At 42.9% G+C, this 25,968-nt stretch carries 13 protein-coding genes, 2 tRNA genes and 3 rRNA genes; 9 read left to right on the top strand and 9 right to left on the bottom strand.

Features of this window, described 5'->3' with window-relative positions:
- Positions 1-66: 66 nt before the first annotated feature.
- The 6 genes from ABTV71_RS05590 to ABTV71_RS05565 form a co-directional block, all read right to left on the bottom strand.
- Positions 67-3,933 (bottom strand): TIM-barrel domain-containing protein, encoded by a 3,867-nt coding sequence (locus ABTV71_RS05590; protein ID WP_433902450.1) that lies wholly within the window; start codon positions 3,931-3,933, stop codon positions 67-69.
- A 502-nt stretch (positions 3,934-4,435) separates the two neighbouring features.
- Positions 4,436-4,547 (bottom strand): 5S ribosomal RNA (gene rrf / locus ABTV71_RS05585).
- A 159-nt stretch (positions 4,548-4,706) separates the two neighbouring features.
- Positions 4,707-7,590 (bottom strand): 23S ribosomal RNA (locus tag ABTV71_RS05580).
- Positions 7,591-7,868: 278 nt separating this feature from the next.
- Positions 7,869-7,942 (bottom strand) — tRNA-Ala (locus tag ABTV71_RS05575).
- Between the two features lie 12 nt (positions 7,943-7,954).
- Positions 7,955-8,028, bottom strand: a tRNA-Ile gene (locus ABTV71_RS05570).
- Positions 8,029-8,149: 121 nt separating this feature from the next.
- Positions 8,150-9,679, bottom strand: a 16S ribosomal RNA gene (locus ABTV71_RS05565).
- Together the 16S, 23S and 5S rRNA genes with 2 tRNA genes alongside form the textbook arrangement of a ribosomal RNA operon.
- Before the next feature lie 1,099 nt (positions 9,680-10,778).
- Here ABTV71_RS05565 and ABTV71_RS05560 point away from each other — a divergent pair.
- The 5 genes from ABTV71_RS05560 to ABTV71_RS05540 all read left to right on the top strand — a co-directional run bounded on the left by ABTV71_RS05560 (position 10,779) and on the right by ABTV71_RS05540 (position 14,577).
- Positions 10,779-11,612 (top strand): helix-turn-helix transcriptional regulator, encoded by an 834-nt coding sequence (locus ABTV71_RS05560; RefSeq protein ID WP_433902449.1) that lies wholly within the window; start codon positions 10,779-10,781, stop codon positions 11,610-11,612.
- Positions 11,613-11,726: 114 nt separating this feature from the next.
- Positions 11,727-12,584 carry a 4,5-DOPA dioxygenase extradiol gene (ygiD, locus tag ABTV71_RS05555; RefSeq protein ID WP_220700158.1) on the top strand — a complete coding sequence of 286 codons (858 nt, stop codon included), beginning with the start codon at positions 11,727-11,729 and terminating at the stop codon, positions 12,582-12,584.
- A 152-nt stretch (positions 12,585-12,736) separates the two neighbouring features.
- Entirely contained in the window at positions 12,737-13,024 is a 288-nt protein-coding gene (locus ABTV71_RS05550) for a SelT/SelW/SelH family protein (protein ID WP_104385774.1), read from the top strand.
- Between the two features lie 78 nt (positions 13,025-13,102).
- Positions 13,103-13,939, top strand: coding sequence for a methylated-DNA--[protein]-cysteine S-methyltransferase (locus ABTV71_RS05545; protein WP_433902448.1), 837 nt, complete (start codon positions 13,103-13,105; stop codon positions 13,937-13,939).
- A gap of 23 nt (positions 13,940-13,962) precedes the next feature.
- On the top strand, positions 13,963-14,577 hold the full coding sequence (locus tag ABTV71_RS05540; RefSeq protein WP_121126479.1) for an alpha-ketoglutarate-dependent dioxygenase AlkB family protein: 615 nt from the start codon (positions 13,963-13,965) through the stop codon (positions 14,575-14,577).
- 157 nt (positions 14,578-14,734) lie between these two features.
- Here ABTV71_RS05540 and ABTV71_RS05535 read toward each other — a convergent pair whose 3' ends face one another.
- The gene (locus ABTV71_RS05535; protein WP_433902447.1) at positions 14,735-16,615 is read right to left on the bottom strand and encodes a M1 family metallopeptidase; all 1,881 of its coding nucleotides are present in this window, start codon (positions 16,613-16,615) and stop codon (positions 14,735-14,737) included.
- 251 nt (positions 16,616-16,866) lie between these two features.
- Here ABTV71_RS05535 and ABTV71_RS05530 point away from each other — a divergent pair, with 251 nt between their 5' ends.
- From ABTV71_RS05530 to ABTV71_RS05515, 4 genes are all read left to right on the top strand, one after another.
- Positions 16,867-18,177: a BamA/TamA family outer membrane protein gene (locus tag ABTV71_RS05530; RefSeq protein WP_433902446.1), complete on the top strand. Its 1,311-nt coding sequence runs from the start codon at positions 16,867-16,869 to the stop codon at positions 18,175-18,177.
- Positions 18,178-18,286: 109 nt separating this feature from the next.
- Complete coding sequence (locus ABTV71_RS05525) at positions 18,287-19,096, top strand: hypothetical protein (RefSeq protein WP_433902445.1); 810 nt, start codon at positions 18,287-18,289, stop codon at positions 19,094-19,096.
- 19 nt (positions 19,097-19,115) lie between these two features.
- Positions 19,116-21,185, top strand: a complete 2,070-nt coding sequence (locus ABTV71_RS05520; RefSeq protein ID WP_433902444.1) for a TonB-dependent receptor — start codon at positions 19,116-19,118, stop codon at positions 21,183-21,185.
- A gap of 11 nt (positions 21,186-21,196) precedes the next feature.
- Positions 21,197-24,511: a DEAD/DEAH box helicase gene (locus ABTV71_RS05515; RefSeq protein WP_433902443.1), complete on the top strand. Its 3,315-nt coding sequence runs from the start codon at positions 21,197-21,199 to the stop codon at positions 24,509-24,511.
- A 117-nt stretch (positions 24,512-24,628) separates the two neighbouring features.
- Here ABTV71_RS05515 and ABTV71_RS05510 read toward each other — a convergent pair whose 3' ends face one another.
- Both ABTV71_RS05510 and ABTV71_RS05505 read right to left on the bottom strand, forming a co-directional pair.
- A complete protein-coding gene (locus ABTV71_RS05510) occupies positions 24,629-25,030 on the bottom strand; it encodes a hypothetical protein (protein WP_433902442.1) in 402 nt (133 codons plus the stop codon).
- 175 nt (positions 25,031-25,205) lie between these two features.
- Positions 25,206-25,955: a class I SAM-dependent methyltransferase gene (locus ABTV71_RS05505; protein WP_433902441.1), complete on the bottom strand. Its 750-nt coding sequence runs from the start codon at positions 25,953-25,955 to the stop codon at positions 25,206-25,208.
- Positions 25,956-25,968 lie beyond the last annotated feature (13 nt).

Here is a 25,968-nt window from a genome sequence, read left to right as displayed (position 1 = left end):
GGATTACCATTGTAAAAAGGGGAATGTTAACATTCCCCTTTTTTTGTCGTCGTTACAAAATCTACTTTAAAAACTGATCGAATTGAGTTTTTTATCGACTAGAATACCGTCTATCGCTTTTAAATTGAAGTTAACGTTACGTTTGGCTTTCAATTTGATCTTAAATAGCACTTCGGAGCCATTCAGTGTTTCCTTATTGCCCAAATTCACAAAAGTAGGATACAAAGCTTTACTGCCGTTTGTATGCAGACGGTCATTAGTATAGTTATTCATTTCCTTTAAGTGTAGCGGATCTATTCCGACAAACTCAAAATCGCCCTGATTATAAGGCAATGCGAAGCTAAGCGCATTCACCGCTTTAAGGTTTTCTCCGCTCACTGTGATTTCAACGATATCACCAGATTTCAAAGCTGTCTTGGATGCCGTCAACTTCAGCTTACCGGCAACTTTTTCCTCTTTGCCCGGTTTGGCCCCGCCTTCGATCGACACGGCAATATTTGAGATATCATAGGCATCAATCAAATTATTTTTATTGACATCACCATTACCCACATAGCCTTCAAAATCCCCATCCCCCATTCTTAATCCGGTATAGTTAATATAAGAAGTCAGATCATTATGGTCGATCAGGCGATCGTTGTTAATATCGCCAGGTAAATAACTAGTCGATCCGGGCACCTTAAAGACATAGAGCTCACGGCCTGAACCGAAGCCGCCGACAGCCTCCGAAACCGAAATTTTAATAAAACGTGCGACAGGATGCTGACCAAAACTAAAGCCCTTCATTTCGCCATCACGTTTCCACTCAAAGCTTCCGGCCTCAGACCAGGTATCTTTATCATTGCTATAAAATACTTTACCTTTTAAAATGATGCCGTTGCCACCATCCGTCCGGGGAAGGTACTCAAACTTGTCCAGCTGATTGACGGATTTCAGATCTAGCGTGATATCAAACGGAACCGCAGTTTGCCCCCACTTGGTATGCCACATATCCCCTTCATCGTAGTTGAACAGTTTATTAATGCCGTTGCCTCCTTGATTGTCTACAGAGGTCTCTGCTTTAATACCTTCGATCGCAAACTCCAGCGGATTAGCTTTTGTTTTTGCACTAAATGTACTCCAATCAGAAGCACCCGCTTTATTAACGGATCGAATTTTAAAGTTATATTCAGTTTCTGCATCCAGCCCTTCAAATAACAATTGATTATCTTCAATGGTCGAGTATATCAGATCATTAAACGCAATCTCATAATAGTCTGCATTGGTGACCTTCTCCCATGTCGGTGTTAATGTGTAGGCTTGGGTATTATTCTCCGTTACTTTGGCACGAGGAGGCGTAAGCGCACCCGTCTGTGCCAAATGCGCGTCATTAGGCGTGAATCTGAACCCATCAACTTGTATTTCTAGCGCTGTTGATGACACATCCTGCTTACCGATACGTACTAATACCATCGGATTTTTGATTAGCTTGACCTTTTCAAATTCGGATCCCTTTGTTGCAAACTGATTCAGATCAGGCTGTGCATCGTAGAAGTAGGCATTTTCCAGGTTCTTAAATTCAGCCAGTGAATGTGCCGTCTGAAGTTTTATTCCTTTTTTATTCACTTTAGCGGTTACCTTCTTCGGGGCAGCGGTTACATTAAAACGGACTTCTGTCGCTTTCTCTTTTTCGAATCCCTCAAATTCCCCTTCTGATGGCGCTACTGTGAACAGCACTTTGTCTTCTTTCTGTATGGAAGAAATCTTTGTATTGACGCCTTTTCCATAACGATAAGCTTCTGTTTTTCCATCGTCATCATATTCCGTGAATTCAGAATTTCCAAACGGATATACCTCGTAAATACGCTGATCCTTTTTGATCTCCTGTACATTATTATTTGGATTCGTAACAGGAATAATGGCTCCATTTTTAACAAAAACCGGTAGTTTCCAAATTGGTACATCAAAATTATTGATGATACGTCCGCCTGTATATTTTTCACCGGTAAAGTAATCTATCCATGCTCCATCAGGTAAATAGATACCGTTTCGGATGTCATTGCCCTTCTCATCCACGCGCGTCTCCTGATAGATCGGTGCCACCAAAAAATTAGGCCCATACAAATACTGATATTGTGTCGCCTTTCCAAGTGTGTACTGATTTGCCTGTTCCAAAAACATCGCACGAATCATCGGCAGACCATCGACAGCCTGTCTAGCTATACTATAGCTATAAGGAACCAATTGAGATTTCAGCTTCAGGTAAAGACGGTTGATGGAAGTTGCTGGTTCGCCCAAAGCATGTGGATACTTTTCGTTGGATCCCCATCCGTCCATATTCAATTCCATTGGTGTCCAAGTTTTCCATTGAAAGTCCCGAATGTTCACCTTAAAGTTTTTTCCACCAAAGATCCCATCCATGTCTGAGGTAATATTTGGCTGTCCGGAAAGACCAGAACCGATATAGGTCGGAATATGGAATCGGATATATTCCCAAACCCCACCGGTCTGATCGCCCGACCAAATACCGGCATAGCGTTGTGTTCCTGCCCATCCATCCAATGAAATAATAAACGGTCGTGCATTATTACCATAATAAGGCATGGTATGCCCAACGTCAGCAACACCGTTTAAGCCAAAGGAATAACCGGGCCCTACCCAAGCGACATCCGTCTTTAGAACCCGGACACCTGCATCACGTACTTCTTTGACAATATCTCTTTGCAGCAATGCACTGATGCTGTCTTTAGGATGCAGGTCAGACTGCGTCCATAAGCCAATTTCCACGCCGTTTTTACGAGCATAATCACCAAATTCCTTTAGGTTATTAATATTTCCGTCCAATGTCCCGGTCTGACCATATCCCGCGCCATAGCCGTCATTGGGCAGAATCCATCCCAAAGGCATATCATGCGCTTTATAGCGATCTATAACGGCACGCGCCGAAAATTGGTAATTCCCTTTTTCGCCATTCAGTGATTCTTTTGTACCGCCATTTTCCTTTTGGCTTTCTTTATAGCGTTTTCCATCTTCAAACAGAATTCCCTTTTCATCCTCTTTCCAAAAATCTCTATTATATGCATTCAAGTGACCTTCATATAAGCCAAATTTTGGCAGAAGTATGGGATTACCAGTTAACTGATAAAAATCTTTAAGTAAGGGTACCGGACCATTATTGATCATAAAAAAGACATCCAGATAATCGGTGTCATGGGATAATTTTACAGTACCTTTTGTTTTAGCCCCAAATGCGTAATTCCCTTTTTTGAACGTATGCCACATAAAGCCATAACCGTTCGTTGACCAAAAATAAGGTGTAGGAGATGCTACACCGCCATCAGTCCAGCTATTTTGGTTTTCAATTGCGATCGCTCTACCTTTATGGGAGAACCGCCCATTTTGTACACCACCGCCGAAAAAGTATTCATCCTTATTTTCTTTCAGCGTTAAGGTCACTTGTTTGGATTCAAAAACGATAGGTTTTAAACTCTCGACGACAACCTTATTTGTGATACGGTTGAGGATACTAAATTGAGAAGAATGTTTATCTATGGAGAATACAATATCTCTGGTTGTGATCGTAGCTTTACTGCCATCGTCTTCTACTTCCAGCTCATTCACTGCCTTACGTGGTTGTTCGACAAGGATCTTTGCCTCAGGTTTTGCTTCCGGATCGCGGATAATACCACCATGTATATCCTGAAACATTCTGAAAATATGATTTCCATAAAAATCCAATGTCAGCCTTTGGTTATTTTCATATACAATCTCCACTGTTGTTGGATTAATTTTCTGTACAGCAATAATCCTGCTAACAGTGGCGCTTTGTTCCACCTTATAATTAGCAGCTGGGCGGATCATCGCACCGATCTTATTCGATTGAAAAATAAACGGAGAAGCCAATCCCACCAATAAACTAACTTGCGCTTTTGTACTCCAAAAAGATATCTTCATGTGTATCATTTATAATATTAAATCGCATTGCTATATCTCCATGAGAAAGCGGCGAAATGCTGTTAAATTAACATAACAATAATACAATAGTAAATCCAAGTAAAAAAGAGCTTGCGAAATGCAAACGATTGTCCAATAATAATGTTGCAGGAGTCAAGTGATTTTAGCCGAACCTTCCTCCAGCGGTACTGCTTCCAAGAAGACGGTTCCCTGACCGAGTTATAGTCTTTATTTATTCACCTCCCGGCTCTGGGGTAAAGGCTTATCAACAGAATTTGGGTCATGGTTTACCCGGCTGCTGAGTGTGCACAGTACGTGACCGTGCGGTGTCAGGAGCTCCGAGCCGTTTCCCTGGGTTCCCCGGCGCTTCTTGATAGCGAACATGGAGCGGGGCATAGTACCGGCAAAGGGAGAAAAAGGACCGGAGGATAAATAAAGGTCCTTGGGGAGCACCCAAACGAAAGAAGCCCTTGACTGTTTCCAGCAAGGGCTTCCGTGTAAAAAAAGGCACCGACCTACTCTCCCACCTGTTACGGCAATACCATCGGCTCTGGCGGGCTTGACTGCTCTGTTCGGAATGGGAAGAGGTAGACACCGCCGATATAGGCACCTAAAGTTTTTTTATAGTATCAAGCTGTCAGACATGAGTATTTAGACTTTCCTCTGAAAGTGTATACCCATCCTATAGCTCACTCTATATTGACATATATATTGAAAGAGTTCTGTTTCCTTTGTTTCAAAAATTAAAGAGGAAGACAACAGTGTCTGTCTGCTTGAGAAAGCTTCGGGCTATTAGTACCACTCGGCTTTGGTCTCTCAACCTTTACACCTATGGCCTATCAACGTAGTCATCTCCTACGACCCTATTAGGAAGTCTCATCTCGTGGCTAGTTTCGCACTTAGATGCTTTCAGCGCTTATCTATTCCAGACGTAGCTACCCTGCCGTACACCTGGCGGCATAACAGGTTCACCAGAGGTCTGTCCAACCCGGTCCTCTCGTACTAAGGTCAGATCCACTCAAACTTCCAACGCCCACAACAGATAGGGACCGAACTGTCTCGCGACGTTCTGAACCCAGCTCGCGTGCCACTTTAATGGGCGAACAGCCCAACCCTTGGGACCTTCTCCAGCCCCAGGATGTGACGAGCCGACATCGAGGTGCCAAACCTCCCCGTCGATATGAGCTCTTGGGGGAGATCAGCCTGTTATCCCCAGCGTACCTTTTATCCTTTGAGCGATGGCCCTTCCATACAGAACCACCGGATCACTATGTCCGTCTTTCGACCCTGTTCGACTTGTCGGTCTCACAGTCAAGCAAGCTTATGCCATTGCACTCCGCGTACGGTTACCAAGCGTACTGAGCTTACCTTTGAAAGCCTCCGTTACCTTTTTGGAGGCGACCACCCCAGTCAAACTACCCACCAAACAATGTCCTCCACATGATGGAGTTAGAAACCGGATACAGAAAGGGCGGTATTTCAAGGGTGATTCCATGACTCCTGGCGAAGCCACTTCAATATCTCCCGCCTATCCTACACATCCTGTACCCAATCTCAATGTTAAGCTATAGTGAAGGTGCATGGGGTCTTTCCGTCCCGTTGCGGGTAATCGGCGTCTTCACCGATACCACAATTTCACCGAGCTCATGGCTGAGACAGCGCCCAGATCGTTACACCATTCGTGCAGGTCGGAACTTACCCGACAAGGAATTTCGCTACCTTAGGACCGTTATAGTTACGGCCGCCGTTTACTGGGGCTTCGATTCAATGCTTCTCTTGCGATGACATCCCCTCTTAACCTTCCAGCACCGGGCAGGTGTCAGGCCTTATACTTCATCTTGCGATTTTGCAAAGCCATATGTTTTTGTTAAACAGTCGCCTGGGCCTTTTCACTGCGGCTGCTCATCACTGAGACAGCGCCCCTTCTCCCGAAGTTACAGGGCCATTTTGCCGAGTTCCTTAGCCATGACTCACTCGAGCACCTTAGGATTCTCTCCTCGACCACCTGTGTCGGTTTGCGGTACGGGTCTTCATAACCTGAAGCTTAGCGGGTTTTCTTGGAAGTCTGTTTACCTGCTCTATCAGCGCCACCGGAGCTTTGCTGTACTATTGGGTTTCAGCTAGAGTTGCGGATTTGCCTACAACTCCAATACCTACGCCTTTCAACGAACTATTCCGTCAGTTCGCGGCAGTGTCACTACTCCGTCACCACATCGCAGTTATCAAGAGTACTGGAATATTAACCAGTTGTCCATCGGCTTGCCCCTTTCGGGTGCGCCTTAGGTCCCGACTGACCCTGATCCGATTAACGTTGATCAGGAAACCTTGGTCTTTCGGTGGGCGGGTTTCCCACCCGCCTTATCGTTACTTATGCCTACATTTGCTTTTCCATAACCTCCACACAGCATTACCACTGTGCTTCCCCGGCGATGGAATGCTCCCCTACCAGATGCATATCTTTCAATGCAAATCCATAGCTTCGGTACCGTTCTTGATGCCCGTTTATTATCCACGCCCGGCCGCTCGACTAGTGAGCTGTTACGCACTCTTTAAATGAATGGCTGCTTCCAAGCCAACATCCTAGCTGTCTGGGCAACCGGACCTCGTTAGTTCAACTTAGAACGGATTTGGGGACCTTAGCTGATGGTCTGGGTTCTTTCCCTCTCGGCCTTGGACCTTAGCACCCAAAGCCTCACTGCCGGCCATATCTGATAGCATTCGGAGTTCGTCTGGATTTGGTAGGATTTGACTCCCCCGCACCCAATCGGTAGCTCTACCTCTATCAGACTCCATGCCGACGCTGTTCCTAAAAACATTTCGGGGAGTACGAGCTATTTCCCAGTTTGATTGGCCTTTCACCCCTACCCTCAGGTCATCCGGAAACTTTTCAACGTTTATCGGTTCGGTCCTCCATTACATGTTACTGCAACTTCAACCTGCCCAAGGGTAGATCACAAGGTTTCGCGTCTACCTCATCTGACTATGCGCCCTATTAAGACTCGCTTTCGCTTCGGCTGCGTCCCTGAAGGACTTAACCTTGCCAGACAAGAGTAACTCGTAGGCTCATTATGCAAAAGGCACGCTGTCACAGAATCTCTCTGCTCCAACCGCTTGTAAGCACACGGTTTCAGGTTCTTTTCACTCCCCTGTTCGGGGTTCTTTTCACCTTTCCCTCACGGTACTGGTTCACTATCGGTCTCTCAGGAGTATTTAGCCTTACCAGATGGTGCTGGTGGATTCCCACAGGATTTCTCCGGTCCCGCGGTACTCAGGATACCACTATGCCAATATTCTTTACCTGTACGGGGCTCTCACCCTTGTCGCGCAGTTTCCCACCTGCTTCCAGTTCATAGCATTGTACAATCTCGTGGTCCTACAACCCCGACCATGCCGTAACATGATCGGTTTGGGCTCTTTCCCGTTCGCTCGCCACTACTTGGGAAATCATTGTTATTTTCTTCTCCTACGCCTACTTAGATGTTTCAGTTCAGCGCGTTCGCGTTTTATACGACTATTCTTCAAATAGTCAGGTTGCCCCATTCGGAAATCTCTGGATCAAGTCGCATTTGCCGATCCCCAGAGCTTATCGCAGCTTATCACGTCCTTCTTCGCCTCTGAGAGCCTAGGCATCCCCCGTGTGCCCTTATTTACTTTCTTCACCGGCATAGCCTTTTGCTACTATGCGGCTGCTTTTGATATATATACCCGTATGCTACGCAAAGATTCGTCCGGCATTCACCGGGGGTCTCCTCTTTACATCAGACACATACACGTATTGTCTCTACTGTTGTCTTCTCTTGTAATTTTTTTTCTCTTTCAATATGTCAAAGAACTCTTTTTTTAGTAACCAGTAGTTAGATGTTAGTATTTAGACTCCTATATATCGCTATACCGTCATCTTCATACTAAATACTTGATACTATGTACTAAGAACGTGGAGAATAACGGATTCGAACCGTTGACCCCCTGCGTGCAAGGCAGGTGCTCTAGCCAGCTGAGCTAATTCCCCTTTTTAATTTCGTAGTCCCGAGCAGATTTGAACTGCTGACCCCTACATTATCAGTGTAGTGCTCTAACCAACTGAGCTACGGGACTAGCTATTCTGTTCATCTATCTCTCTCAGGGACCGCTCCATCCGGGGCGGGCACTTTCTTCTGATGTTTTATTCTTTTTCAATCATATGTAACGTGACGAGTACCGGTCCGCGATACTCTAGAAAGGAGGTATTCCAGCCGCACCTTCCGGTACGGCTACCTTGTTACGACTTAGCCCCAATTATCGGTTTTACCCTAACACGCTCCTTGCGGTCACATGCTTTAGGTACCCCCAACTTTCATGGCTTGACGGGCGGTGTGTACAAGGCCCGGGAACGTATTCACCGCGTCATTGCTGATACGCGATTACTAGCGAATCCAACTTCATGGGGTCGAGTTGCAGACCCCAATCCGAACTGTGAATGGCTTTTAGAGATTAGCACCATATTGCTATGTAGCTGCCCGCTGTACCATCCATTGTAGCACGTGTGTAGCCCCGGACGTAAGGGCCATGATGACTTGACGTCGTCCCCACCTTCCTCTCTGCTTGCGCAGGCAGTCTGTTTAGAGTCCCCACCATCACATGCTGGCAACTAAACATAGGGGTTGCGCTCGTTGCGGGACTTAACCCAACACCTCACGGCACGAGCTGACGACAGCCATGCAGCACCTAGTTTCGTGTCCCGAAGGACGGATGCGTCTCTGCATCCTTCACTAACTTTCAAGCCCGGGTAAGGTTCCTCGCGTATCATCGAATTAAACCACATGCTCCTCCGCTTGTGCGGGCCCCCGTCAATTCCTTTGAGTTTCACCCTTGCGGGCGTACTCCCCAGGTGGATAACTTAACGCTTTCGCTTGGACGCTGGCGGTCTATCGCCAACATCGAGTTATCATCGTTTAGGGCGTGGACTACCAGGGTATCTAATCCTGTTCGATCCCCACGCTTTCGTGCATCAGCGTCAATACCAGCTTAGTGAGCTGCCTTCGCAATCGGAGTTCTAAGACATATCTATGCATTTCACCGCTACTTGTCTTATTCCGCCCACTTCAAATGGATTCAAGCCCGTCAGTATCAAAGGCACTGCGATGGTTGAGCCACCGTATTTCACCCCTGACTTAACAGGCCGCCTACGCACCCTTTAAACCCAATAAATCCGGATAACGCTCGGATCCTCCGTATTACCGCGGCTGCTGGCACGGAGTTAGCCGATCCTTATTCTTCCAGTACATTCAGCCAGATACTCGTATCTGGGTTTATTCCTGGACAAAAGCAGTTTACAACCCATAGGGCAGTCATCCTGCACGCGGCATGGCTGGTTCAGGCTTCCGCCCATTGACCAATATTCCTTACTGCTGCCTCCCGTAGGAGTCTGGTCCGTGTCTCAGTACCAGTGTGGGGGATTCTCCTCTCAGAGCCCCTAGACATCGTCGCCTTGGTAAGCCGTTACCCTACCAACTAGCTAATGTCACGCGAGCCCATCTCTATCCTATAAATATTTAATCAACCGGACATGCGAACTGTTGATGTTATGCGGTGTTAATCTCTCTTTCGAGAGGCTATCCCCCTGATAGAGGTAGGTTGCTCACGCGTTACGCACCCGTGCGCCACTCTCATTAACTTAAAGCAAGCTTTAAGTTAAATCCCGTCCGACTTGCATGTATTAGGCCTGCCGCTAGCGTTCATCCTGAGCCAGGATCAAACTCTCCATTGTAAAATGAAGTTTTTGATTCCAACTATTTATAATAATCAGAATTCTTTTTTTATATCTCTGATCTTGGACCGAATTGAACTATTCTTGAATTTGTTCATGACTTTCGACTTTCGTCTGTCTACCCGTCACGCTTACATGATTGTGTTTTCTTAAAGAACTTTTGCCGCTTCAACTTCCGTATCCGCTATATTCCGATGGGCACCAGGCCCCTCTTTATCTTTTTTGTTTCCCTCCGTTTCCGTTGGGACTACAAAGGTAGAAATCTTTTCCGGACTTCCAAAAAACTTTTGAAGTTTTTTTTTCTTTTCCCTTTTTCCGATTTCCGCGTTTAACTCTCGTTAAATCCTTCTTTTTTCATGAATACCTGCTCTCGCGGTAACCGTCCCTCCCTTGCGGAGTGGTGCAAAGATAGGGAGTTTTCGGGCAAACTTCCAAGACTTTTGTTCTTATTTATTTCGTTTTGCCGCTAACTGGCTGTGAACTTGGGGGATTATTTTTGTGAAACAGGATCCTGGGGGCTCTGGGATGCAAAAATGGACGGTTATCCGCGGATCTCCGACGGGCTCTATGGCGGAACGGGGGACCGGGGAGACCGAATCATGGGCAGGCATAAGAACCGCAGCCGGGCAGTCCGCGGAGCCCATAGAAAAATAAGGCAACAATACCAACAACAATGTCGGTACAGATCCTATGTTTAGTTAGGTTTTACTTAGGTTTTACTTAGGTTTTGTTTAGGTTTAGTTTAGGTATTCTTTAGGTAAAAGCTAATAGATACCTAACTAAACACTAACCTAAGTCTAGATTATTTCTCAACTATTATAAAATCGATACCTGAGCAGATCATAACATAAACTAAAGACGGAGATGCGACATGAACGATACCAAATCCAACCTCTCAAAATTCGCTTGAATCAACCATTTAGATCGTATTCAAACCTGATTCGGAGGCGAGCAGTTTTCCGACCGCAGCCAAAAAACTGACATAAACTAGCAACGCGTAAAATTCAGTAGAAACACAGCTTTTTGAAGCTTAAAAGTCAAAAATCACGAATTAAACCGTATATTCGGATAAAAGGAAATTTAATCACCATCACCTATTTTGAACGAACTTTTCAAAATTTACCAGCTTGATGCGAATGAAGCACTACGCATCCAAGAATCGAAAAACGAAATACATCAACATGATTTCGAAGAACTGATTATTGGTGTCAAAGGGCAATTAAAACATTTTATCGATTTTAAAGCGGAAACCTATACAGCTCCTTTCGTCAGTTTTGTCGCGCAAGGTAAAAATCATCGGGTAACACCTCTCCTATTGGACCAAGAGATCGACTTTTGGGTGATCAGATTTAAAAGTGAATTTATTCCCGAAACGACCTTCCAGCTCTATGCACATTTTCACGAAAATGCGACATTGAAATTTTTTCGGCCCTCCTGTTTTTCCAGGCTGGTGATTTTGTGCCAAATGATGCAACAGGAAATGCAACAAGCCGTAGCTGACTATGCAGTAGTTAAGCAGTTGCTAAGTACAATATTTATTATGATTGAGTCTGAGCGAAAAAAACAATTTCCAGCCGCACAACAACAATTGAAAAACCAAAGTACAACATTCACCAGTTTTCTATCTATACTGGAAGAAAATTATCGACGACCGGAGGGCGTTAACTATTACGCAGAAAAACTTTTTATGTCTGCCCGTAATTTAAATCTGATCTGCCAAAGTATATTGCAGCAAAGTGTATCGGAGATCATCGAAACAAGAAAACTGATAGAGGCGAAAAACCTGCTGCTAACAACCAATAAGACCATTTCAGAAATAGGTTTCGAATTAGGCTATCAGGAAAAAGCTTATTTCACCAATGTTTTTAAGAAGAAAGCCGGAATGACCCCATCTGAATTTAGACATGAGATTCAGAAACTGATTTCCGAATAATACAACAATTTGGCTAAAAAACAATACCTGATACCGTTCCAGACTGTCTAATTTTGTAGGAATATTAACGCTATTCGTATCATTCAAATGCGTAGAAAGGACTTTATCAAAATTATGGCAACACTCTCCCTATCAGGCATAGCAGGTCCCGCAAGTTCATTACGTAAATTTTCTACTGACCTTGCTGCTACAGACAAATTTCCGGTTCTTTTTTTAGGACATGGAAGCCCCATGAATGCCATTGAAGACAATGAATTTGTTCAAGGGTTCAGAAAAATAGGACAAACATTCGAAAAACCGAAAGCAATCTTAGTGATCTCAGCACACTGGGAGACACGTGGAACATTTGTTACCGCCATGGAGCATCCTGCTACAATCCATGACTTTGGTGGTTTCCCACAAGCTTTGTTTGACGTGCAATACCCTGCTCCCGGAAGCCCCTCATTAGCCCATGAAACAAAACGCATCGTCACAAAAACAGAGGTTCATCTGGACGATAAGTGGGGCTTGGACCACGGCTCCTGGTCTGTTGTCAAACACCTGTATCCAAATGCCGACGTGCCTATTATTCAGTTGAGTATCGACTACACCCAACCAGCTGCCTATCATTATGAAATTGCACAGCAACTGGCTGAGCTAAGAAAAAAAGGTGTATTGATTATCGGAAGTGGCAACATGGTCCACAATCTCCGAATGGTAGCCTGGGATAAACTCAATACAACAGGATATGCTTACGAATGGGCTACCATTGCCAATGATAAGATGAAAAAGTTTATTCTGGATGGAAATCATCAGGCTTTAATTGAGTTCAGACAGCAGGGGAAAGAGTTTGATCTGGCAATCCCTACACCGGAGCACTATCTTCCTTTAATCTATAGTTTGGCTTTACAGGAAAAAAACGAAGATTTATTTTTGTTCAATGACAATTCTGTAGCAGGCTCCCTCACCATGACCTCATTAAAGATCGGTTAACTGAAGAACAATAAAATGAAATAAGATTCCAGCCCGCACTATTCAACGACTATTTGTCAACGGTCTGGGCTGGATTTCTTATGCACGTTTTGATGACAGCAGAGAGATAAGTACATTTGTTATATAGAATGTATACCATCTTAGTTTAAATCATGGCAACAAAACCTGTTATTGAAATCGAGTATTGTCCAAAATGCAATTGGATGCTCCGTGCGGCCTATATGTCCCAAGAAATCCTGAGCTCATTCACCGAAGATATCCACGGCGTCCTGCTTATTCCGAGTGAAATCTCAGGCCGCTATACCATACGCATAGACAGCAAAGAAATCTTCGATCGAAAGCGAGCAGGCCGATTTCCGGAGATAAAGGAGCTAAAACAACTGATCCGGGATATTGTCGCTCCTGAAAAATCATTGGGACACTCGGATAAAACTTCCTAGCATTCTTCCAATATAGCATAAATCGGATTTTATTAACTTCTTCTTCTTAGCAACTTTGTATAAATTAAATGGACAATCATGACTATTCAACAAGAAGTAGATTTTCAACGTATCGCCAAGGCTATACATTTCTTACAAGAAAATTTCAGAAATCAACCCACATTGGGGCAGATCGCTTCTCATGTCTACATGAGTGAAGCTCATTTTCAACGGATGTTTACCTCCTGGGCAGGCACAAGCCCAAAGAAGTTCTTGCAATATATCAGTTTAAATCATGCCAAATCACTACTGAAGGAAAACAATATTGCAGAAACCACTTTTCAGCTGGGCCTTTCAAGTAGCAGCAGGTTACACGAACTATTTATCAATATCGAAGGGATGACACCTGCTGAGTACAAGAATGAAGGTGCCAACCTGCTCATTTCGTATGATTACTATGATACACTTTTTGGCCCTATTATCATCGCTTCCACCGCCAAAGGTATCTGTCATATCGCTTATGAAGAAGATAAAGAATCTGCATTCAAAGCACTCCAAAGTCGTTTTCCTAACGCTAAATTTATACAACAAAGAGACATTATGCACGAAAATGCACTAAAAGCATTAAATCCACAGGATGGCGATATCGGTCAGGTGAAACTGCACCTCAAGGGGACGGAATTTCAATTGAAAGTATGGGAGGCACTGTTAAAAATTCCCATGGGCAATTTAAGCACTTACGGTTCGATTGCTTCTCAGATCGGAAACCCCAAGGCTTCACGCGCAGTAGGTACCGCCGTTGGCAGCAATCCGATTGCGTATCTGATCCCCTGCCATCGGGTTATTCAAAACAGTGGTATATTTGGCGGTTATCGTTGGGATCCGATGCGGAAAACAGCGATGATAGGCTGGGAAAGCCTCCATGCCGCAATATAAAAAAACAAAACAGCAAGGATATCATGGAACTCTTCGACAATCTTTTTGATGGAAACAAAAATATACTACCCTATGATGGGACAGTGAATTACTACGGCAAAATACTAGATCAGGCCCAAGCAAATCACTATTTCGACCGGTTAATGGATTCCATCGAATGGGTAAATGATCGCGCTATTATTTTTGGAAATGAAATTATCACCAAACGCAAAGTTGCCTGGTACGGCGAACAGGCCTTTGAATATAGCTATTCCAACACCACCAAAAGGGCTCTCCCTTGGACAAAAGAACTTCTCGAGCTAAAAGCTCTTGCTGAATTGAAAACACAGGAAACCTATAATTCCTGCTTATTAAATTTATATCACAATGGTGACGAAGGCATGGCCTGGCATAGTGACGGAGAAAAGGACCTGAAAAAAAATGGGGCAATTGCTTCTTTAAGTTTTGGAGCCGAAAGAAAATTTGCGTTCAAACATAAAACCACAAAAGAAAAGATAGATCTTATTTTGGAAAATGGTAGTCTTCTGGTTATGAAAGATCTCACGCAGACCTATTGGCTACATCGGCTACCCCCGACAAAAAAAGTGTTTAAACCACGTGTCAATCTTACTTTCAGAACTATCGATAATTTCTTTTAAATACATCTGGATCATAAATCCAGTTCATTTACCGAATTATATACGTCGTGAGGAAGATCAGCACAACACTTATGACTTGAGCAAACATAAACTTCATCGGGTGAGAATTTGGATCAATCTCCCCTAGCGCAGCGATTGATCCAATTGAATTGATACATTAGTTTACAGCTTCCCAATCATTGTCTTTTGCTGTATAGTCCATAAAAACACCGCCATCCAACGTAATCTTTTTTATCTTCTTAGGTGATGACCAGGTAATTGTTGCCTGTTTTTCATTCTGTTGCCAAATTGCAGGTGTTTGATGTTTTGTTTCCAAAGTGCCGTCCGTATAGGTAATCAAGACATCAAAAGGAACCGCAAATCCTCCTACGTTGTTGATCGACAAAGTGTTTTTATTACCAGATTGCTTAAAGCTATCCACTTTTAAATCAATATAATTATTGGTAAAATACCAGTTTTTCCAAAACCAATTTAAATTCTGACCAGCTCCGGCATTGATGCTGTAAAAGAAATCCCATGGCGTTGGATGCTTACCATGCCAAAGATCCATATAATGATGTAGTGCTTTTTTGAAAACCGCATCACCTAAATAATCCCGTAACGCGATATACGATAAGGCAGCTTTGATATAGGCATTATTTCCGTACCCCAGACCATTTAACTGTGAAGTCATGGTAATCAATGGCTGATCCTCTTCGGTGGACGGGTCAAAAATATATCGTTTCACACGTGAGTCTTTAAAGAGCTCCTTGTTCTTTTCGGCTCCGATTTCTGCATTACCAATCCAAAATTCAAGTGCAGTAGCCCAGCCTTCGTCCATATACCCATAGCGGGTTTCATTAATTCCCATGTAAAATGGGAAATAGGTGTGCGCAATCTCATGATCCGCTGTTTGTCGGGCATCAACAAAATTATCGGGCACACTCGAATCATTGATCATCATCGGGTATTCCATATCCGCAAACCCTTGTACTGCTGTCATCGTCGGATAAGGGTAGGTCACACCGGGCCAATTCTTGGAAAACCAGTCGATGCAATACTGCTGCCAGCCAATATACTGTTCAAAATCGGGAGTACCGGCGACGTAACTGGATTGTACACTGACGCGTTTCGTTCCCAAATCCACACTACCAGCATCCCAAATATAATTGTCACTCACACTGAAACAAAAATCAGGAACATAAGTCGCTTTAAACTTCCACTTATTCCAATCCTGCTGTGCGGTCACCCGACCTTCTTTCATCTCAGATGCTGTAGCAACATGAATAGGCACATCACTTTGTTTCGATTGCTCAAAACGTTCTAAAATAGGCTTCTGCAATACCTCCGCCGCATTCTGAAGCTCACCTGTAGCCCAGACAACAAAATTCTTAGGAACAGCAATTTCAAACTGATAATCATTGAAACCATTATAGAACTCCTGTCTACCGTTATGCTCCAAAACATCCCAGCCATTATAATCATCATAGACAGATACACGTGGATAGGAATAAGCACAATAGAAAGTAGATGCATTGAGCAGGCCTTCACGATCGCTCTCAACCGATAACGGATATTCCCAGCTAATCTCTAAGGTTGCCACTGTTCCGGGAAGAATTTTCTGCCCAAAATCACCAAGTTTGACTGTGCCCCAATCCGCACTATTTACCTCATAAACCTTTCCATTGAGCGTAAATGATTTTATTTTCAACCCCGAGGTCAAATAATCATCCGAGGCATAGTTAGCACGCACGGCGTTGGGCTTATGTACATTATTCACAAATCGGATAGCCAATTGCTTCAAAGTATCAGGGCTGTTGTTGGTATATAAAATTGTCTCATTTCCACGAACAGTCCTCGTCGCGGGATCCAATTGTACCTTTACATCGTATTTCCCAAAGTTTTGCCAGTAATTTTTACCGGGCTCTCCGGTGGTGGTGCGTGTGCCTTTTTCAATGGCTTGTTTAATATTCCTGGGTGTATAGAGTTCCTGTGCTTGCGCAAACCCCGTTAGCAACAGCAAGGCCAAACTGAAGCGATATATGTTTTGTCTGATCATATCTCCGAATTAAATAATCAAAACTAAGATAAATTTGCACTTACTTCCAAGTTTAATTACCGGATTCTCTCTTACTGCCAAAAATATTCCGCCCGCACCGTTGGGCCGTAATCCCGGATCATTTATCCAGACCAATAGCCTTTACACGCTTATCAGTTTATGCCAATATCTATGTTTTACGGAATTGGCTTTGCCCGATTAGAAAACATTTTAATATTTTTGACGTTTAGATCTAAGATAAACCCGAAGGTATGCAGCAATTTTTACGTCATCACTATTTATTCACGCTCTGTTTTTTACTACCTTGCTTTCTGCTGATATCCAATAGGCTTGTGGCTCAATCTGAAACTGAGATAGACTCGGTTTCCTTCTATAAAAAGCAACGCGATTCGATTTTGGCAAGCCAATATGATATATCGGACTTAATCGGTCGCATTATTCATCCTAAACGCAAAAAGAAACGATCGAGCAAACGTTCTCCGATTACGCTAATGCCAAATATCGCCTATAACCCTACGATCGGTGGGCAGATCGGTGTCAAAGCCGTTGCGGGGAAAGTATTGGGGGATCCAAAAACGACGACCATGTCAATTGCTGCAACATCAGCGTCCATCACGACCAAAAACATTATGGTTTTCTACATCAGCCATAATGTGTTCACCCCAAACAATAAACTGAATTTTCAAGGAGCTTTCGCTTTGGTCAAAATGGTTGCATTGGATGCGGGTTTGGGGATGACTCCTTACGGCAAATGGAACAATGAAGAAGAAGAAGTGCTTGCGAATCCCGAACATAAAAAATATGGAGCCAAATACAATGCCTTTACGTTTAATGAGAAGGTCTACAAAAAGGTTGCTGATGATTTGTTTCTAGGAGCTGGATTGGCATTTGACCTTCGTCGAAAGATAACGAGCAGTGGTCCTAACGGGAATATTACACCCAATACTATTTACACAGAAAAACATGGTTTTGCTCCAGATAGCTATAATTCAAACGGACTGTTGCTAAATATGCAATACACCACCCGCGATAATCCCAACAGACCTTATAAGGGAATCTATTCGGATATTGGCCTGCGATGGAATACAACCTTACTGGGCAGTAGCAAAAGTGCCGTCCAGCTCACGACTGACTTTCGTAAATACTTTAGTGTATCGCAATCCGATCCCGCACATGTACTTGCATTCTGGTATTGGGGCTCCTATAAGCTGGGGGGTGTCCTCCCTTACTTTGATCTTCCGGGGACAGGAAGGGATGCCGCTGTAAGAACAGGCCGTGGCTATACAATTGGTTATTTTAAGGGGATATCTTTTGCCTACGCAGAAACGGAATATCGCTTTCCAATTTTAAAAAACCGTTTTTTGAGCGGTGCAGCATTTTTTAATCTCCAAAGTGCTAGCGATGAATTAGGCACAAAACTTTTTGAAAGATGGCAGCCGGGAGGCGGCGCAGGATTACGCGTCCTGTTTAACAAAGCCACTCGAACAAATCTCTGTTTGGACTACGCCATAGGAAAATATGGATCCCGTGGATTCTTCCTCGGATTGAATGAAGCGTTTTAATTTAATGGAAAGCAGCAAGACTTCTTTTCTATAAAATCATTAAATTAGCCGATATTGTGGCTTCGCCTAAAATCCGATAGACGGGGTCTCCCATTGAAGATAAATACGCATGAATTTACAGACGATTTTTCTATACTTTTTGCTTTTTGGATTTGCTTCCTGTCAGCAGACAATTCAATCTAATTCTCAAAATATCCCGACACAAGACCGTGCGGTCAACGACCAAAACCGACAGGCGGCTGAAAGCCCGCGTACAGAGAAACCTCTTCTTGATACATCCAACTATGCTAATCCACGGACCGAAGAGACGGCTAATCTGCAACGACAACAGCTCGTCAAATTGGCTGAGGAGGGGCTCTTTGAAAAATTACATCTAAAGTTGCTTAAGGACCTTGCTGAAAACCAAAAAAATTATTTCGAAAGCCATACAAACCTCGATTTGCTGGCTCACACAAATGGGGATATCTTTGGCAACAAGGAAAATGATTTTGCTTATGTCGTCTATGATAAAGAAAAATATCAAATTGAAATCATTCTTTTTGACAAGCAGAGCAAACGGTTTAAAACACTGTATCGGGATGTTCAGGTATCAAATTTATTGCGACAATCGGATTGTTACTATACGAATGGCACAATAGATTATAGCATTGCAGCCGAACTGATCTATCAGGAAGACTATATGCGTTCGAGTCGATCAAATTACTTGATCGATGACAAGGCATTCTCCATTGATGATATCTCAAAAAATAACAACATCGATCTGAAACGGGGATGCCTAAGCAAAGATTTTTCGAAAAATACCACGGCTAATACCTTGTGTATACCGACAAGTTCAGTATATGCGAATTACCAATGCCTAAAATACAATAAGACCAAAGAGATTTTTGAAATTTACTTTAGCCAAGAATTTGCGGACTAGCCGATCGAACCATTAGCCAATGAAAAGAAATTACGTACTCGTCGCCCTTTGTCTAAGTGGCAAATTATATGCACAGACTACTGACAGCACCAGCAATACGCTTGAGCAAGTGGAGATTAAAGCCTATTTTACTAAACAGCCTTTATTGAAACTAACCTCATCGGCGGCTGTGTTAAGCCAGCAACATCTACAATCACAGCAATCGCCGGCGCTCGTCTCCGTTATGAATACAGTGCCCGGACTACGTATGGAAGAACGCTCCCCGGGGAGTTACCGACTTGCACTGCGTGGCAGTATGCTGCGCTCTCCATTCGGCGTACGTAATGTAAAGATCTATCTTGACGACTTTCCCCTTACAGATGCAGGGGGAAATACCTATCTAAATTTGATTGATCCCTACACAATAAACCAGATCAATATTTTGAAGGGTCCTGATGGTTCCATATATGGTGCAAATGCCGGTGGTGTAATTTCACTCTACAGCAAAGGTTATCATACCTTGACCAAGCCCGAAGTCAACCTTCAGCTAACAGGGGGCTCTTATGGCCTATTTCAGCAGCAGCTCAATGCCGTACTGCCCATAAACCACACACAGCAGTTGGCCATCAATCAAAGTTGGACGCGTAGTGACGGATATCGACAGCATTCATCTTTAAACAAGAAAAACATTCAGCTAAACTACAATTGGCAATATGCCAAACATTCTGAACTGAAATTTACAGGGTTCTACACTGATCTGGGATATCAGACTCCCGGCGGCCTGACTGCTGCACAAATGGAAAGCGATCGACGGCAGTCCCGCCCTAAGGCCGGGCCCAATCCAAGTGCTGCAGAACAAAAAGCAGCCATCTACGATAAAACATTTTTTGGCGGCCTGAGCAACCAAACGAATATCAGTACCAAATTAACCCTTTTTGCTAATGTATTCGGTTCATCCAACCAAATTAAAAATCCTTTTATCACAAATTATGAAAAAAGGGATGAGAAAAATCTGGGCACACGATTGTACCTATCCTATGTCGATCGGATCAGCAAAAACCTAAAGTATGAATTGCAATTTGGTTTAGAGGCACAAAAAGGCTGGTACGATATTGACAATTATGATAATAATCAGGGTAATATTGGTAATCCCCAGGCGAAAGATAAATTGGAAAACAGCCAGCAATCATTTTTTGCGCGCACACAGTTAGCTTGGCTGGAACGCCTTCAGGTCGAATTATCTGTCGGACTCAATGAGAATAAAATCGCTTATCAACAGCGCTATCCTGTAGCCCAGATGGATAAATCACACATCGATTTCGGGAATACCTGGATGCCACGGGCAGCTGTTTCCTATCAGGCTACAGCAACTTTCGCGCTTCGGGCCTCGATCTCAAAGGGATTTTCTGCGCCGACGATTGCTGAAGTACGCTCATCCGACAATATAATTAATAACGACCTCAAGCCGGAGACCGGCACCAACCATGAATTTGGCGTTCGATGGCATTTGTGGAACCGTCGAGTTATTTTTGATGCCTCAGTGTATAGTTATCAAATGAATGATGCCATTATTCGACAAGTACGTGAAACGGGAGCAGAATATTTTCAGAATTCAGGAAAGATAGATCAAAAGGGAATTGAAGCCGCTATATTGACCTACTTGATGACTCCAAAATCTTCAGGGATTATCCGTAGTTTACAGGTGGGAAGCAATTTCTCGTTAAATAATTATGCTTTCAAAAATTATAAGGTAGGAGATAAAGATTATAGTGGTAACAAACTAACTGCAGTACCGAAAACAGTTTGGGTCAATACCTTAAATGCCCTTTTTCCATACCAAATTCGATTGGATCTTCTTTCAAATTTAACCGCTGCAATACCCTTGGATGACGCCAATACCGTGTATGCAAAACGTTACCATCTTTTACAGGGCAAAATATCCTGGAATAAAGCGATCGGCCAGCGATATCAGCTCAATTTTTTTGTTGGTGCCGACAATTTGTTGAACCAAAAATACAGCCTAGGCAATGACATCAATGCTTTTGGAGGCAGATATTTCAATCCTGCTCCATTGCGAAATTATTATGGTGGCATGAATTTTCATTTTTAATACCGTATTATATGGAGTTCCATCAATATACATTGACAACAATAGATTTCGGCACAGTAAGCCGTTACTCTTATTTCCCCTGGATGGATACCGTCTTGGCGAATATCCAAATCAATGTCCTGGAGATGGAATTCAACCAGGCGACCTTTCAGGTCCTCGAAAATTACAGGGATTTCCGGGTGACGGTTATTTACAGATCACCTGTAACTTCGCTTTTCTGCAATTGCGAGGAGACAGGTTTCTGTAGTCACCAGAAAGCGACATTGACAAGGCTATTCGGACAAGAAAACTGGTTGTCTTTTTTTGACTTTAACCGGTATCGAAATCTTTTAAAAAAGATTGCTGTACAATATGGTTTAGAACATGAACCCTTATTGGAAAACTATTTTTCAGCACATATTAAAGATGCAACGCTACAATTTGTTCTCAAAGATAAACACCTGACATCCATAGACGATTTTGATCTCCTGGAGCCACAAACCAGCCTCTCTAAAATTCACAGTGAACAGCTGCATAGCTTCATTGTACTGACACGTAATCGTTATTATAAACAATTACAGATCCTGCTATGTCAGGCACCACTGTCGAAATCGGGCAAGCCGAAAAACCCCATTTCCACAGTAGAGAGCCAATCACGGATCTGGCAAACAGAATCCGTTGACGAAACCCAGTTCTTTGCGGCGATCAGCCAATTGGCACAACCGTTACAACAGACAGATACACCCATTGGCCGAAGTCTGCGGGCCATTGCCAAGAATCCTTTGGGTCTGGATTTTTTCCTTCATGATTATGAAAAAGCAGAAAATATAACGGCTACTTCCCTATCTCCGATTCAAATCGGTCTGAACAAAAGCGAAATCAAACTGCTGATCGAACAGAGCGGTTCCTTTTATTGCATTAAAGGAGAATTATCCCTTCATGGCATTACTTACGAACTACAGGATCTGACTATTCTTTTCAATCATTTTATCGCCATAAAAAAGCACCTATATCTTATTGAGAATAAGCTTCATATCAAACTGATCCGTTTGTTTGGAAACAAAGGAAATGAGCTGCGCATACACCGGAATAAGTTTAAAGAGTTTAACGAATTATTCTTGGCTCCTTTGGCCAATTCGGTAGCGTTAAATTTTAAGGATATCCCCAAGGCGAATAAACCGCAACTGAAAGAAAACCTCTACTATCAGGATATGCAGGCACTTATTTTCCTGGAGGAATCGGAAGATTTTGTAAATATCATTCCTGTCATGCGTTACGGTGATGTTGAGGTTCCGATCCTGAGTAAAAGAAATATATTTGGAACAGATGCGAAAGGATCCCAATATTTGGTAGAGCGGAAAAAAGAGGCTGAAACAAAAGTCATCTCACTGCTCCTCAAGCAGCATTCTTATTTTCAGGAGCAATTGGATGATGATAGTTTTCAACACCTTTATTTACATCGTAAATATTTTCTCGATAAAAACTGGTTTTTAAATGCATTTGAAGAGTGGCACCAACACGGAGTCCAGATCATTGGCTTCAATACCATACGAGGCAATAAACTTAGCCGGTTCAAAGGTAACATACAGATCGAGGTATTAAGTGGACAAAATTGGTTTAATGCCAATATTCAGGTCAAATTTGGTCCCAAAAGTGTCTCACTGAAGAAACTGGAAAAAGCAGTCCGCAACCGTTCTCAATTTATTCCCCTGGACGATGGCACACTTGGTATTCTGCCTCAGGAATGGCTGGAAAAATTTGAAGCCTATTTTAACGCTGCCGAAATTATAGAAGATGAACTTATTCAGATTCCCAAATACAAGTTTAATGAAATCGGCCAGCTCTTTTCCAACGAAGAGATCGATCATGCCGTATCCGTCGAGGTCGATTATTTAAGAAATCAGCTCTCCGCATCAGCAAGCTACCCGCCGGTGCAATTACCCGATATTTTTGTTGGCGATTTGCGTCACTATCAGCAGCAAGGGCTACAATGGCTCAACTTCTTGGACAAATTAAATTTTGGTGCCTGCCTAGCGGATGATATGGGGCTGGGAAAGACAGTTCAAATCCTTGCCTTTCTGGCCACTCAAAAAGCAAAGGGCATAACCACACCAACATTGCTTGTTCTCCCTACGACGCTGATTTTTAACTGGAAGCACGAAATTGAGCAATTCTTACCCTCTTTTAATACAGTCGTCCTAGAGGCGTCAAACCGACGCGACATAAGCGAGCAGTTTGAAGAACTGGATATCGTGCTTATTTCTTACCATAATCTACTGACCGACATCAATAGGTTAAAAAAGCTGATCTTCAATTATGTTATACTCGATGAGTCTCAATACATAAAAAATCCGGATTCACAGCGGTACAAGGCGGTAAATTTACTGCACTCTCGAAATCGTATCATACTAACGGGAACACCTATAGAGAATAATACCATGGATTTGTTTGCGCAGCTTTCTTTCGCCATTCCGGGTTTATTGGGAAATAAAAAATATTTTAAAGACGTCTATACGACGCCAATTGATGCTTTTCACGACCGCAAAAGAAAGAAGATGTTAAAGGAAAAAATAAAACCCTTTATCCTTCGAAGAACAAAACGGGATGTATTGGATGATCTTCCTGCAAAAAATGAATTGGTACTCTATTGCGAAATGAAAACCGCACAACGACGGATATATGATCTCTATGAAAAAGAATTTCGGGAGTTTATCTCTGCTAAAGATGGGGATGAAATCAAGAAAAGTCCGATGCATGTTCTGAAAGGTCTGACGAAATTACGGCAGATCTGCAATTCCAGTAAATTGCTCCAGAGCGAAGATCTAACATCTGTCGAAGATTCAGCAAAGATTGAAATGCTGATCGAGCAAATTCAGCATAAAAAAGATCAGCACAAAATCATCGTGTTCTCGCAGTTTGTCAGCATGTTGCATCTAATTAAAGAAGCGTTGGATAAAAATGGAATCCCCTCGCTCACCCTCACTGGCCAGTCGCGGAACCGGGGGCAGCTTGTCAGTGATTTCCAATCGAACGAAGATAGCCGGGTTTTTCTGATTAGCCTCAAGGCCGGAGGAACTGGGCTTAACCTCACTGCTGCGGATGTGGTTTATCTCGTTGATCCCTGGTGGAATCCGGCTGTGGAACAACAGGCGATTGATCGTATCTACCGCATTGGCCAACAAAAGAATGTCACCGCGGTGCGTCTGATCAGCCCAAATACAGTTGAGGATAAAATTCAGGCACTTCAGCAGCATAAAAAGGAAATCAGTAGCACTATTCTAGAAGATGGTGGAAGCTTAGATGCTTTTTACCTTGATAAGGATTATTTACTTAAGATTTTACGGTAGAATTTATTGCCGTCATGCCCCAATTTCTATTTAAATAGTTATAAGTAAAAGTACAATACAAATACCAAAATTTCCCCGCATTATTTTTTTAAACAGCGTTTTAACTTAGCTATTCTGTTATCTGATAATTTGCTTTCTATATTTCGAGTCAATTATATATTTTACCCCCTTAGCATCCAAAAAAACAGGCTTACCCTCATACCGTTCATCGGTCTGTTTGTCCAAAGCAACACGATATAACGCACCTGAACGTGAAGAAGAATACCTGATATCTCCTCGATGTCTACTACGTGCAACGACCACGTTAGAAAGATCAACAGCCGCCGCATCTACTTTATCCATGGTTTGCTCCTTTGCAATAGCCTTTTTATCTTTATCCTCCGTTCGTTCCAAACTAACGACATGAGATTGCATATTTACCGGAAAAAAAGGATCTATCCAATAATTTACAATAGGGAAATTTTCATCCCAATTATTTAAGAAAGTAAGCTGCTGACCATTAACTCTACTTGCGAACACAAAAATTGGCAGTAAAAATAAGCAGCGTCTAAAGAATATCAATTCAACTCTCAGCATATCTTTTTTACTTATGCCTAAATCACTTCCAAATAAAATGCCACACACCTATTCCCGTCATATCTTTAACATTTTTTTAACTATCGAAAGAAGCCCTACAGATTCCGGTCGCTTAATCTTAACTGATATAAATCTCTGTAATATACCGAAACACGATACGTTGAGAGATCGCATATTTTTCAAACAATGAGCGAAGGTCATCGTATAAATTTTTATTCTCCGTCTCCTCTTTAGGAAAATAAGAGGATGATCTTACCCTTCCCAAAAAGGATTTCAGGTCAAATACTTGTTGGTTGGGCAAGGATACCTTCGTCATTGGCCTATCGGCAAAAAAACTACGAAGGTCCCCATCGGATATATTTTTATGACTGACAGATTGATAGGTGGGAATATGATTATGTAAAAACTGCTCATATTCCTTCTGGAAAGCATCTTCCGGATCACGTTGATTCCAGGCCAGCACAATATGACCGGTTTCCGTTAGAATGCGGTTAAATTCTTGGAAACAGGCGGTCCGATCGAACCACTGAAAAGATTGTCCAGCGAAAATTAAATCCACGCAACCGGACTCGATAGCGGTATCTTCAGCCGTGGCGTTTAATGCAATTAAGTTCCGGTATGTTTTAAAATGGTGTACCAAAGATTCACGCATTTCCCTATTGGGCTCCACAGCAAACACATCATTTCCGTTTTCCAAAAATAACTGCGTGGATAGGCCGGTACCGCTGCCGATATCTGCTACCAGCCAGCTTTTATTCAAACCTATCTTTTCCTGAAGAATCTGAATAATTTCTTTGGGATAATTGGGTCTGAATTTTTCATAATCCACAACCCTGTCGGTAAATCGTTCAATACTATTTTTGCTCATATCAGATTGCTAT

This window comes from Sphingobacterium puteale, from assembly GCF_050986225.1.
Lineage (GTDB): Bacteria > Bacteroidota > Bacteroidia > Sphingobacteriales > Sphingobacteriaceae > Sphingobacterium > Sphingobacterium puteale.
This window is presented reverse-complemented; position numbering and strand designations above follow the sequence as displayed.

Bases quoted from the DNA above. Each gene is read 5' to 3' on its own strand.
- ABTV71_RS05590 (WP_433902450.1), bottom strand. From the start codon at position 3,933: ATGAAGATATCTTTTTGGAGTACAAAAGCGCAAGTTAGTTTATTGGTG.
- ygiD (WP_220700158.1), top strand. From the start codon at position 11,727: ATGGCAACACTCTCCCTATCAGGCATAGCAGGTCCCGCAAGTTCATTA.
- ABTV71_RS05550 (WP_104385774.1), top strand. From the start codon at position 12,737: ATGGCAACAAAACCTGTTATTGAAATCGAGTATTGTCCAAAATGCAAT.
- ABTV71_RS05545 (WP_433902448.1), top strand. From the start codon at position 13,103: ATGACTATTCAACAAGAAGTAGATTTTCAACGTATCGCCAAGGCTATA.
- ABTV71_RS05540 (WP_121126479.1), top strand. From the start codon at position 13,963: ATGGAACTCTTCGACAATCTTTTTGATGGAAACAAAAATATACTACCC.
- ABTV71_RS05535 (WP_433902447.1), bottom strand. From the start codon at position 16,615: ATGATCAGACAAAACATATATCGCTTCAGTTTGGCCTTGCTGTTGCTA.
- ABTV71_RS05530 (WP_433902446.1), top strand. From the start codon at position 16,867: ATGCAGCAATTTTTACGTCATCACTATTTATTCACGCTCTGTTTTTTA.
- ABTV71_RS05525 (WP_433902445.1), top strand. From the start codon at position 18,287: ATGAATTTACAGACGATTTTTCTATACTTTTTGCTTTTTGGATTTGCT.
- ABTV71_RS05520 (WP_433902444.1), top strand. From the start codon at position 19,116: ATGAAAAGAAATTACGTACTCGTCGCCCTTTGTCTAAGTGGCAAATTA.
- ABTV71_RS05515 (WP_433902443.1), top strand. From the start codon at position 21,197: ATGGAGTTCCATCAATATACATTGACAACAATAGATTTCGGCACAGTA.
- ABTV71_RS05505 (WP_433902441.1), bottom strand. From the start codon at position 25,955: ATGAGCAAAAATAGTATTGAACGATTTACCGACAGGGTTGTGGATTAT.